The sequence below is a fragment of the Paenibacillus sp. FA6 genome (assembly GCF_051550225.1).
GTDB lineage: Bacteria > Bacillota > Bacilli > Paenibacillales > Paenibacillaceae > Paenibacillus_AQ.
In genome coordinates this window covers 5,079,659-5,092,473 of the sequence record NZ_CP188820.1, presented here as the reverse complement: position 1 = coordinate 5,092,473, position 12,815 = coordinate 5,079,659, and the positions used below count along the sequence as shown (strand labels likewise).

Genomic DNA, 12,815 nt, shown 5'->3' with positions numbered 1-12,815 from the left:
GGTCTACCTGTAATCATCATAAAGCTTTATTTTCGCAACTCACATGGGGCGGATTACTGTGGAGATGTGTTTTTTTGTGGTCGCTTGTGTATAAAAAAGGGCCATCCTAAAAGGTCCGGTATCAGACCTAGGACAGCCCCTTAATCCTCTCCCCCGATCTGGCTCAGCTCATCTAGCTGCCCTCTCCTGTAGGAAAGAATGGGGTTTCATACGAAAGCTCAGCTTGTCCTTGATATTCCTTATCGTTGGAAATCGGCATTCTCATGGTCATCCGGGTTCCCCAAGCGGGACTGCTCTCCACGGTCACACCGTACTCTTCTCCAAAGACGAGCTGAATCCGCCGATGAACATTGGGTACGCCGATTCCGCCCGGGCTTCCCATGTTTTCCTCTCCGTCTGCCAACTTGTTCTCGCTAAGTTTGGCGCGCAGCTCCTCAAGCTGCTCAGGAGTCATCCCTTTTCCGTTATCCCCAACACTGAACCAGAAGGAATCGTCATCCTCTCCGGCGTCAATCGTAATCGTGTGATGATCTTCAACGCCGTAACGGAAGGCGTGCTGAAATACATTTTCCACCAGCGGCTGAAGTGTCAGGCGGACCATTTTGCGCAGAAGCAGCTCCGGCTGGATACGTACATCAATCTCAAATGACCGGCCGATCCGGTGATTGATAATAATCATATAGTACATCACATGCTTTAGCTCATTCGCCACTGTTATCTCTTCCAGATTAGTGCGCACCGAATAATGTAGCATATAGGACAGAGCTTGGACGATTTCCGATATTTCGTCCGAATCTTGAATAACCGCATAGCAGACTACCGTCTCGAGCGTATTGTACAGAAAATGCGGGTTAATCTGCAGCTGAAGGGATTGGAATTCGGCCTTCTGCCGTTCAGCCTGTATCTCTTTATTTTTCAGTTCTGTCTGATACACGGTTTCCACCAGCTCTGAAAGGCGATTTACCATTAGATTGTAACGAATCATCAACTCTGTAATTTCATCCCTTCGCTTCGGGAGTGGGATGAATTCCCAGTTACCCTTTTCCGTCTGGCTCATCCCTTTCATCAGCGCACGAATCGGCGTTGTAATGGACTTGCCGAATCGGCTCGCCAAGAACAGAGCCATCATCAAAGTCAACACCGCGACAACGAAAATAGAGTTTTGGATGGTAATAAGCGGCTTTTGTAGCTGATTGTACGGAATGGATACAACCAGTTGCCAACCTGAGTAGTCCGCTTGGCGGGTAATATAGGCCCGTTCCATGCCTTCCGCCGAACTGCGGAACATCATGGTCCCAGCCTGGGCGATCTGCTTACCCAAGCTAGCCGGGACGACATCCCCAGCTTTCCCTTGATCGTTATGGTATTGGATCCTTCCTTCTCCATCTACAATGAAGAAATAGCTGTCCGGACCAAGATTGATCCCTTTCCACAGCGTGGACAGCTCCTCCGCCTTGACTTCGATGCCTACAAATCCTTTCATCTCCGGCGATTGGAGACCGCGGATGCTCCGGTTTAAGGTCAGCATCGGCATATCATTTCCGAGGATGCTGTAATTCATAATAGTGAGGGCACCGCTACCATCTGTGTGCTCCTTGAAATATTTGATCTGTTCTGCGGTTTCTGCAGGCGTAAAGGACGGCGCTGAACCGCCGTTATAATAATACAGCGCGTTCCCAGAGTAGCCCATGATGTACAATGCTGCGATCTCGGGATTCCGAATCCAGACCGGTTCGACGATTGCATCCCGGATATCGGTCGTATAGAGATAATTTTCATATTCCTCACGATCTGCCGGCAGGTCAATATATTGTTTGACTCTCATATCGGACAGCAATGCCACGGTGGAACGCTCATAGGAGGACAAATACAGGTTAGTGTGATGAACCGCATTATCCACAATCTGAATCATTTGACTTTCGGTGCTTTCTTGCAGCTGTTTGGCTGAAATGCTATAAAATGAGATCCCCACTGCAGATAGGGAGAGTAGAATGACAATAGTAAAGTAGAAGAGCAACTTCAGGCTGAGGGTTGCTCTCATTATTCAATGCCAAACGAAGCGCGGTATTCCGAAGGCGACACCCCGAAGAAATTTTTAAACGTCTTCGTAAAATGGGGATAATCCTCGTAACCTACTAGAATAGCAATGTCGGTGATCGTCAGAGTTGGGATAGCAACCAACTTGCGCGCTTCCTCCATCCGCTTTTTGATCCGATAGTGCACGAAGGTCTCCCCTGTCATCTTTTTGAAAAGTGCACTGAAGTAGGTCCGGGCGAGTCCTACCCGTTTGGCCACTTCCTCAAGCGTTATATTCTCGGCGAGATGCCGATCAATGAACGCCTTCGCCTCCTCGATCGGATCTTTAAAGTTGCCTTTTCGGTTAAGCTGCAGCTCAGCCATAATCCCGCTTACCTTTCCGGCAAAGGCGACCATCGCCTCCATCTTCGTATTGGCGGTCCCCTCTTCTTCGCGGCATTGGGACGTAGGCTTCCATCCCCGGCGTTCCAGCCGCTCGACGATCATGGTTAGGCAGTCGTTCAACACAGCTTCCATACGAATGAGGTTCAATCCTTCAAATAAACCGGATCTTTTTCCCTCTTCAAGCAGATGATTTGTCTCTTCCCGCTGCAGCATCCAGATGGTTTGTTCCAGCTGTTCCGCCCAATCCACGTATTTATGAACAGGGATAATGTTACCAGTCATGCCGGAAATGAGTTCCTTCAGCATATCATGCACATCCTGCTGGATGACTGGCTTCAGCATATATCGCTTGACGCCGTATTCCATCGCCCGCTGTGCGTATTGAAAGTCACTGTAACCGGAAATGATCGCCACCTGAATATGTCCATATTCACGGTAAATCCGTTCGCATAATTCAAGGCCATCCATCCGCTTCATGCGCAAATCCGTCAGCACCAGATGTGGCTCCAATCTCTGGATCGTCTCAAAGGCCGATTCCCCGTCATCAGCTGTATAAATGGCAGAGAATGATGCCGGGTAACGCTGCACCATTTTGACTAGACCTTTTTGAATAATAGGCTCATCTTCCACAATCAGTACACGCACTTGTATCAAATCCTCCCCTGAAATATCTGGATCTAGCCGCCTGGCGGTATGAACTTGATTTGAAGTTACGTATTTGTCAACGCTTACATAATGGTCCCTTTTACTCCTGACTGGATCATTAATCTTGGCACCGTAGGGTTCTATCTTAACATATCTCGACAATCGAATAACGCCTTCTTTTCAAGGTGACAGGCCTTATTACTTAATCGAACCTAATAGCATCCCTTTGATAAAATACTTTTGCAGGAATGGATACACGATAATAATCGGTATGACAGAGACGATGATTACCGCCATTTGCACACCCGCTGGAGACACCTCATTTGCATTTTCTAGCAGGCTACCGGCCTGGCCTAGATCGTTGCTCAAAACGATTTCCCGGAGCCGTAATTGCAAAGGATAGAGCGCCCGACTATTAATAAAGTATAATGCCGATGAATAGGAGTTCCAATGCGAAACGGCGTAGAACAAGCCCATGGTTGCCATGACCGGCTTCGACAAGGGAAGAATCACACTTACCATCGTGCGCACCTCTCCCGCTCCGTCAATTTGCGCGCTGTCGATCAGTTCCCTAGGAAGAGCCGTAAAGAAGGAACGCATGATGAACAAGTTATACGCGCTGATGGCCGATGGGATGATCAGAACCCATAAGGAGTCGATCATATGCAGATTTTTGATAATCATATAATTCGGAATAAGCGGAGCATGAAAGATCATCGTGATTAGAATGAAGATCAGAACAGCCTTACGAATTGAATATTCGGATCTGGACAATGGATAGGCAAGTGATGCTGTTAAGATCAGATTAATCAGTGTGCCCACGACAGTAATGAATAGACTTACCAGAAATGCCCGCCAGATGGAGCTGTCACCGAGAATAACCTGATAGTTCGTTATGGTCCAATCGATTGGAAACAGTGTGACCTTGCCCCCATTAATTGCATGGGTGCTACTGAATGATTTGGCGAGTACATGAAGGATAGGAAAAACCATCAAGCATCCGATCAATGTTAGGAAAGTATAGTTAATAACGTCGAATATGCGACCTTTTTTTCTCATTTTGGCATCCATCTCCTTTCTAGTATAGCCCTTCTCCTGAAGCCTTCTTGCTGAGCGTATTCCCGCCCATGACGAGCAGTAATCCGATAACCGATTTGAATAATCCGATGGCCGTCGTGTAACTATACTGCTGGTCTATAAGGCCGACCCGGTAAATATACGTATCGAGAATATCGCCACGGCTCTCATTCAGTGAATTGATGAAGACGAACACCCTTTCAAAGCCAAAGTCGAGGAAGTTACCGATGTGCAGCAGGAACATGATGGTGATGGTCGGCAAGATGGTCGGGATCGTAATGGACAGCGTTTGTTTCCACCGGTTAGCTCCATCGATTTTTGCGGCCTCATACAGCTCGGGGTTTACACTAGCAAGCGCCGCTAAATAAACAATGGTGCCCCAGCCGCTGTCTTTCCAAACACCAGTTCCAACCAGAATGATGCGAATATACGACTCTTCACCTAGAAAGTAAATCGGTTCGATGCCAAATGCATTCAGGGCTTGATTCACGATCCCTGTCGTCGGGGACAGAATGCCGATCATGATTCCCCCGATAATGATCCAAGAGAGAAAATGGGGCAGATAAACCACGGTTTGTAGAATTCGTTTATAGACCGCTTTCCTTACCTCATTAAGAAGTAGTGCGAAGATAATCGGTATAGGAAACGCAAAGACCATATCATATAAGCCGATCAGGGCGGTATTCTCGAGAATCCGCAAAAATTCCGGGTAGGTAAACATCCGGCGAAACTGGTCGAGCCCAACCCACGGGCTGCCGGTAAAGCCTTTGAATATGTTGTACTCTTGAAAGGCCATGACGGAGCCCGCAAGGGGTAGGTATTTAAACATGATAAAGAAAATGATTCCCGGCAATGAAATGAGATACAGCGCCTTATATCTGCGCAGATTGTTCATTCGCCTTTTGAATGGCGAAAAGGCTTGTGTGCCCGTGGGAACAGCAACGGGCGCTTGTTGTGGCATAGGTATCGCTCCTTTGTATTCATATCGTTATATCGCTAATGTTAATCCTTTGTACGGAGCATCGAAATGGAATTTTGTCGTCTCGCCTGTGTTTTATTACGTTTGACTATCGTGATCGAATTTGACGAGTCTCACCTGAAGACGAAGAAAGCACATACTCAAATCCTTCATGGCTTGGAGACCCTTCCGGAATATTCGTACCCGGCTTGCCGCATCCCGGTAAATCGAGCGGAATGGTAGACCAAAGGCGGTATTCACCCGCAAACGAGGAGTGAATCGTAGCTTCGGAAAGCTTCCCGTTGCGCCAGGAGATATCGACAGTGTATCCCCCCCTTGCCCGCAGCCCACTTACGCTACCGGAATCCCATTCTTTCGGAAGGGCCGGCAGCAGCCGAATCTCTCCCCGATGGGATTGCAACAGCATTTCTGCCACTCCTGCGGCCCCGCCGAAATTGCCGTCAATTTGAAAAGGCGGATGACAGTCCAGCAGATTCGGGTACGTGGACGAGGCAAATAGTTTCATCAGATGTTCATGGGCTTCCTCTCCCATACCGAGGCGGGCATAAAAGTTGATGATCCATGCCCGGCTCCATCCGGTATGTCCGCCGCCTCCAGCGAGTCGGCGTTCAAGCGTTCTCCTGGCTGCTGCGGCAAGCTGCGGCGTGTGCCGCATGTCAATCTGCTCACCCGGATGCAAGGCGAACAGTTGCGAGATATGCCGGTGACCGGGGTCTTGTTCCTCGTAGTCATGCAGCCACTCCATAATCTGTCCATGTCTGCCAACTGCCGGCAGCGGAAGACGATGAAGCGTCTCGTGCAGTTCGGAGAGGAACGCTTCATCGTCTTCTCCGGTGAGCGCCGCAGATTCCACACAGGCGGATAGCAGTGAATACGCGATTTGCAAATCCATCGAGGGCCCCATACACAGGCTGCCGCTACTACCGTCCGTAAGAATGAAGAGATTCTCTGGGGACACCGACGGTCCAGTAATCTTATAGCCGCCCTCCTCGACCATATAATCGAGGAGAAACAGCGCCGCTTCCTTCATGGCTGGATAAGCCCTTTCCTTCAGGAACGTAAGGTCCATGCCGAAGCGGTAGTGCTCCCACAAATGAAGGCAGAGCCAAGCGGCGCCCATTGGCCAGACCGTACAGGTTGTCAGGATGCCCTCTGGCCGGGTCTCCGCCCATAAATTGGTGTTATGATGAGCGGTAAAACCGCGGCAGCCGTACATTTCCCTAGCGGTTGCTCGTCCGTTCACCCGCATCCGCTCGATTAGATCAAACAGTGGCTCATGGCATTCTGGCAAACTGAGCACTTCGGCCGGCCAATAATTCATCTGTACGTTAATGTTAATCGTATATTTCGACTCCCATGGCGGGGTAAAGCTGGCATTCCATATTCCCTGCAGATTAGCCGCGAGAGTACCCGGCCGGGAGCAGGATATCAGCAGGTAGCGCCCATATTGAACGTAAAGTGCAGCTAGTCCCGGATCCCCGAGCTCCTTGGGAATGCGTATATCGGTATGACCTGCTTGTACCATTTCTTGACTCCGTGCATGCTGTAACCGTAGCAGCCGCTTATCGGTAGGGAGTCCAGCGTACGGATCACCGTCCCTTGTCAAATCGATGGCAAAGCATGCGAACCGGGATCGGTATTCCTCTATATGCCGCTTTAACAAGGCTTCAAACGGCTGAGCCGCTGCCAGTTCCAGCTGTTCCAAACAGACCCTTTCTGGCTGATCCACACGGAAGGTGCTTTGTCCCGCCAGCAGTAGAGTCACGGCCTCCGCCCCCTCGATCGAGATAAAGTCCCCAATTACCCTCTGCCGGCCTCCTTGTATTACCGCCCTGAATGCGGCGCAAAACCGGACACCGTCCGTTCCGCATTCCCCATTCATCAAAACGGTATCGGAAGGGCCAGCTCTGCAACCAGAATCGAACGGACGCCGCATTAGATTGGCGGCCAGCGTGAGGTTAGCTGGCCCGTCAGCCGTCAATCGGATGACCAGAACCCCATCCGGCTCACTTACAAAATACTGCCTATAATAGCGAACACCTCCGGAACGGTATGATACCGTAACGACCGCGCGCTCCAAATCGAGCTCGCGCACGTAGTCTTCCATGGTCTCGCCAGCATGCAGAAACTTCAGAATCAGATCGCCGAGCGGTTGGAATGGTTGTTCATATTTTGGCGAAGAAGTCATCGCCATTCGTGCCAAATGCTCAGCCTCCACCTGCCTGCCTTCTTTCAGCAGCTGCCGGATCTCCGCCAAATGGGGCTGAGCCGAAGGATTGACAGCCCTTCCGGGGCCCCCGTACCAGATCGAATCTTCATTTAGCTGTATTTTATCCTGTTCAATTGCGCCTGAGACCATAGCCCCGAGTCGCCCATTACCAATGGGGAGGGCTTCATTCCAATCTGCCGCCGGACTCGTATACCATAATCGAAGCCGCTCAGCTTCTCGTTCGGCTGCCGGCAAAACCGCCTCTTTTTCCACTTGTCTCCTATCATTCAACTCTTATTCACCTGGCCCTTCCTACATTTCCGCTTCAGAAATGATCATTTTGATCGGCATCTAAGACATTCCTACAGTGATTCTAGTCTTCATGCTACTCCTGATCATGCGATCTCTCCATGGCATAGATTGCTGGAGGTTGTGTTTTTTTATGATGCCAAACAAAAAGCCATAATTGCTCCCGTCGACCTGTTCTCTACAAGAGAAAAGTAACGAAAGCTACATGGCTTTCAGAATGCGAATTAATGAACTTAATGATCCATTAATCCGGAGGCTGCTGCATTTATTTTTTTATGTTATTGAGCGCATTTCTTCCCAAACGCTCCATCAGCTGCTGCTTATACAGACTCTGCATGATGACATGCTGACCACAGTTGTCCCAATACCCATCACTGCGCGGACGGGGATCATAGTTGTTTGGCACCAATCCCGGTACCTTCCGGCCGACATGTCCGATGGAGTAGTTTTGGGCGGTTGGCGGCCTTTGGGAAGTGAGTTCGCCCTGCGTGTTCCAGGTAACATAGTTCGCGCCTGCCCAGCCATGTCCAGTACCAAGCCATGCCCGGTCACGAATGGAGATCGGAGCCTTAATATTATCGAACAGTCCACCCACCGACCAGCGGTGATGTGGCTCACTCGTGTTGTAATTTTTAACGGTTTTGCTATCCAGAAATACGTTTGGACCCGATACCCAGCTATCTATGGCGAATGCATGCCGCGCTGTCTCCGTGTAAATCCGCTGCGTTAAATTGAGCTGTCCCATCTGATGTATGACATAACGGCGGCCACCGATAATAACGCTGACCATATCGTACATTTTGCTGTCTTGAACCGTAATCCACTTGGAATTGCGGCTCATTTGTACGAGAGAATAAGATAGATGGTAGCCGGTCACATCCCGAACCCAGCCATTTTTCACGCTGTTGAACACGACAAAGCGCTCGGCATGATTCTCATCTGCGTAATAAGGATCGGTTGTATCGCTATCTATCGCCGTATCCATGATACTCGGATCAAACTCAGACTCTACCCTCATATTCTCGACACCCACCTGTTGAATCCGGGCACTGTCTGTGTATTTATAGATCTCCCCGCCGCCCCACTGGAATTCGATGGCGCTAGCCAGCGGCGCGTCAACCGTAATCGTATTCCCTTCAATGGCGGTGATGACCCGGTCGAAATCCAGATTGAACGGCGACCACTGGATTACGCTGCCGCCCGGGCGGTTGTAAATGTAATCCATGCTTATTTCGTGAATCCAGTTTTCGTTCCCGATTCTGCGGACAACGATCTGGTCGTTGATAAAATAGGCGCTGCCGTCCTCCACATGGAAAGTACGCGAGCCCGATGGAACATACAAATCAGAAATGGTCTGCTTTGAGCTGCTATCAAGCGTGAGATCAGCACTTTCCCCGATTTCGATTAAGTTTCTCGGAATCGCCCCAGTACCGTAGATGAGTGTGCCTTCTTCGTCCTGGCCTTCGCCACGCAGTACGATCCCACTCGCTTTCACGATCAGCGTGCCTCCGACTTCATATCTGCCTTTTTTCAGCAGGACCGCGCCACGAATTCCGTCCTTATCGAGCGGCAGCTTGGCTAACTCGTCAATCGCTGCCTGAATGCGTGCTGTTGCGTCGCAGTCCGCCGGTGAAACGGTCGCCTTAATAGGTACATCCGGGATTTTGACGCCGCCTCCCTTATAACCGACATTGGAAAAGTCCAAAATTCGGTTACCCCGATAATCGCCGATATATACCATATTTCCGTCTTTACCTAGAAAGGCGATTTGGCTATGTCCCGGGGAGATGCTCTTAGGGTCCAGCACGGTAAAATAGAAAGAATCATACCTCGGAGGTTTCCCGTCCTGCTTGATGATCATGCGCAGTTCATAAGAACCCATCCGCACTGCCGTGCCGGACGGCGTCCATTCTACCGCATGACCTTTGACCAAAGAGGTTTCCGGCAGCTCGGCAACCAGCTGCGTCCCGTTAAAGATCAGCTCGCCAGCAACCTGTCCGTTTACGGTCAGTGTCAAAGAAACCATCGGAAAGACATCCTTCGGCTCAAGTACTGCGGGCTGACCGATTTCTATCTTCATCCGCGGATGCTTCAGCGTGGAAATGGCTACACGGGCTTCATCCTGAAATGTTACGGGATTATCCACAACAACCCATAGAGAGTCTGATTTTAAATCTTTGGAAGATTGTACCCCCGCCTGAATCAATGAAGCCCCGACCTGATTTGCAGTGACCTTGCCTGAAGGGGATACCGATACATTCATCGTAGATGATTTAAAGCTTTTTACCACATCCTGAAGGTCAACGATGCTGCCGGACTTCAGCTCCCCCTTCAAGTGCAGCACTCCCTCCCCTCCTTTATTCAGCCTGAACTCGCTATTGTTTGGGTACTCTATTCCCATTGAATCCGCAATAAAGATACGTTTAAGATTAGTCGGTGCCGGTGCTTCCGTATTGTTGTAAACGGCGAGCTCGGACAATTGCACATTCAGGTCCTTGCCCGGATTTAAGTTCAGCTTGAGATACCTTGCGCTGACTGTGGCAAAGCTGGCTGATTCCGCTACGCACATATTATTGTTTTTGCAGTAAACTTCATTCCAGGTCGTTTGGTCATTCGAATACAGGAGCTGGTAGCCCTCCAAGTTGTCGGCATGATTCAGTTTAAATATCACTCTGTTAAAGATTACCTCGCTACCTAGGTCAACGGAAAATGACAATTTCATAACCATCCTTTCTGTCCCCCGCATCGGGCTTATTCATCCAACCATATAAAAATCACAACGTAACGCATACATATTACCTTGCCTTAAGGAGAATTAACATGTCATTTTTATCGTATGGATTGTGTTTTCTTAATCATCTTCGGGTATTTAATGCTTCAATTGGAACGGTTCATCGATAAAAAGATAGGACTGCCCCTTAGGTCTGATGACCTTCGAGACAGTCCTTGTAAAATAAGTTATTTTCCAAAAATCACCGGGTTACTTGGCCTATTTTCAATTTGTTACGCCGCGCTTTGATTAATTAGTGTTATTATTCTTTATTCGCAGGCAGGGGCAGGAATAACAATGTGAATGGTAAATTACTTCCAGCAGCTGGCGAAATCCAAAGTTCTACCTTTTCCTCGGCGCCCTGTGTTCGATACAGAACGGATGCAGAATCCTGTATGGATGAATTGTGCTTAATATCAACTACATTCTGATTAACTCTAGCTGATCCGAAATACCGGCCACCACGTGGATTAAACGCGATGATTGTATTAGCATTCACGTGATTTAGAACAATTTTGTACAGAACCCCATAATTCCCCGAGTTGGTAGCAATCGTGCCCTTAATTCCGTCTCTTCCTTGTTGAAAAGGATCTGTCGTATTGTCCGTAAGTGGCAACCGTTGGGCAGATTCACCCACGAGTCCATTATATTCGAAAATGCGTGTTGAATCTGCAAAGGTTCCACGAACAATAGATTCATGCGGGTCAAGGTCGGGTAGGGTGGATATTACTTCGAGAGGGTTATGATCGGCTGTGACCATAAGGATCGTGTATTGAATAGGGGAATCGCTCATAAGGTCACCATTCATAGAAATGACATCCCCAGAAGCAGCGGCTAAGGTACTTAATCCCTCGAATATCACTTTACTTTCTCCTGCCGCAAGCTCGATATCCTGGTGTTCATTCCCCGTAATGGCTGAATTTAAATATCGTGTACCGGCTAACCTTCCTGACAATTCAGGATAAGGGGACGGTCCCGCTATGCCTAAACTCTGAATATCTAGGTGTGCAGTAACTTCGTTTTTATTTTCTGCAATCATATAAAATTTAGCTTTTTCGTTCAAATTATTCATATGATGGATCATAAAACGGGTAGGGCCCATGATGGTATCCTGATAAAGAATGCCTTCAGAATTAACAGTCTCGGGTCCGCTTGCGCGAAATAAAGTGTAAGGTTCCGTTGTGAATGTATAGGGTAGTGCTTTCATTGATAATACTGAGCTTCCATGGACTTCGAAATTATTGCCGATGGGTGTATACAGCTTTGCAAATTCCTCTGAGCTATAGAGAGTCTCTGACGTAATTTCAATTTGTTGTTTATAGACTGAAGTCAAGCCATGCTGATCCGTCACTTCTAATACGATTTCAATGATTCCCGGTTGGAAAAAGGCGGGTTTATCGTTCACCCATTTACGATCAACGATAGAGTTCTCTTCATCTGTGCTCTGATCTGTAATCGTAATAAGTTCACCCATACGATATTTATCCTTATCAGTTGTAAAATAAGCTATAGGAGCTTGATTCTGCTGAATTGGAGCAGATGGTTCTACAGGGATTTTCAAAGAAATTTTATTACCCTCTAGTGTATATGGAATTTGAAAGGCCGTGGTCAAAGATGTTAATGGGATCATGAATACACCCTCATCTAGGTAAGATGCCCCTCTCATGGTTTTAGAGGCACCATTAACCTGATACGTAGGACTGTTTAATGTGAATTCCGCTTCATAACTTCCGCTAACTAGGGTGATTGTTTTGTTTTCAGCTCCATATTTTAGAGAATATCCTATAAGCTCTGCGATAGAACGTAGGCTTACGTAGGAGACCCCTTGTTTTACATCCGTTTTACGGGATGAAGTCGTCTTGATTTCTTTGAATTCTATTGTACTACTATTTACATAAATAATAAGTTCATTGGATAGGTTGACTCCATTTATTACTTGCGCGTCGGCAGCTGGTGCAGCCTGCATCGGTACAGCTATTCCTATTTGAGCTAAGATGATAATAAGAGTAACAATTGCTAACTTTTGTACTTTCATATGGTTTGATAACTCCTATTCATTTTCATTTCATTCCTATAATCACTACTCCGATTAAAATAATGCCAGTTCCAATCCAACGGTTTAAAGGAACCACCTCTCCGAATATACTCCATGCAGCGATAATGCCTATGACGTACGCGAGACTTTGCATAGGGTAGGCCAAACTTAATGGCAAACGCGATAGAACAAACAACCATAATATGGTAGCTATACCGTAAAAGGATATGCCTAATAGAACGAGTGGCGAGAACATAACGGTTAACATGTTATTTAAATGCATACCTCCCTGTTGATGGAGCCCCATTTTCCAAACGAGTTGTCCAGCCACAAGGAACACAATATTAAGCAATAGGATTAAGTAAGCCAT

Annotated in this window: 8 protein-coding genes; all 8 read right to left on the bottom strand. The window is 48.0% G+C overall.

Annotated features, from left to right (window positions below; all coding sequences use genetic code 11):
* Window positions 1-172 precede the first annotated feature (172 nt).
* The 8 genes from ACP8HI_RS23115 to ACP8HI_RS23080 all read right to left on the bottom strand — a co-directional run bounded on the left by ACP8HI_RS23115 (window position 173) and on the right by ACP8HI_RS23080 (window position 12,815).
* Entirely contained in the window at window positions 173-1,912 is a 1,740-nt protein-coding gene (locus ACP8HI_RS23115; protein ID WP_438348462.1) for a sensor histidine kinase, read from the bottom strand.
* A 128-nt stretch (window positions 1,913-2,040) separates the two neighbouring features.
* Window positions 2,041-3,066 (bottom strand): response regulator transcription factor, encoded by a 1,026-nt coding sequence (locus ACP8HI_RS23110; RefSeq protein ID WP_438348461.1) that lies wholly within the window; start codon window positions 3,064-3,066, stop codon window positions 2,041-2,043.
* Window positions 3,067-3,264: 198 nt separating this feature from the next.
* Window positions 3,265-4,125: a carbohydrate ABC transporter permease gene (locus tag ACP8HI_RS23105; RefSeq protein WP_438348460.1), complete on the bottom strand. Its 861-nt coding sequence runs from the start codon at window positions 4,123-4,125 to the stop codon at window positions 3,265-3,267.
* Between the two features lie 19 nt (window positions 4,126-4,144).
* Window positions 4,145-5,038, bottom strand: a complete 894-nt coding sequence (locus ACP8HI_RS23100) for an ABC transporter permease (protein ID WP_438351957.1) — start codon at window positions 5,036-5,038, stop codon at window positions 4,145-4,147.
* A gap of 172 nt (window positions 5,039-5,210) precedes the next feature.
* Complete coding sequence (locus ACP8HI_RS23095; protein WP_438348459.1) at window positions 5,211-7,604, bottom strand: glycoside hydrolase family 95 protein; 2,394 nt, start codon at window positions 7,602-7,604, stop codon at window positions 5,211-5,213.
* Window positions 7,605-7,905: 301 nt separating this feature from the next.
* Complete coding sequence (locus ACP8HI_RS23090; RefSeq protein ID WP_438348458.1) at window positions 7,906-10,368, bottom strand: discoidin domain-containing protein; 2,463 nt, start codon at window positions 10,366-10,368, stop codon at window positions 7,906-7,908.
* 304 nt (window positions 10,369-10,672) lie between these two features.
* Window positions 10,673-12,445, bottom strand: a complete 1,773-nt coding sequence (locus ACP8HI_RS23085; protein ID WP_438348457.1) for a copper amine oxidase N-terminal domain-containing protein — start codon at window positions 12,443-12,445, stop codon at window positions 10,673-10,675.
* Window positions 12,446-12,470: 25 nt separating this feature from the next.
* Window positions 12,471-12,815 carry an EamA family transporter gene (locus tag ACP8HI_RS23080; protein WP_438348456.1) on the bottom strand — a complete coding sequence of 115 codons (345 nt, stop codon included), beginning with the start codon at window positions 12,813-12,815 and terminating at the stop codon, window positions 12,471-12,473.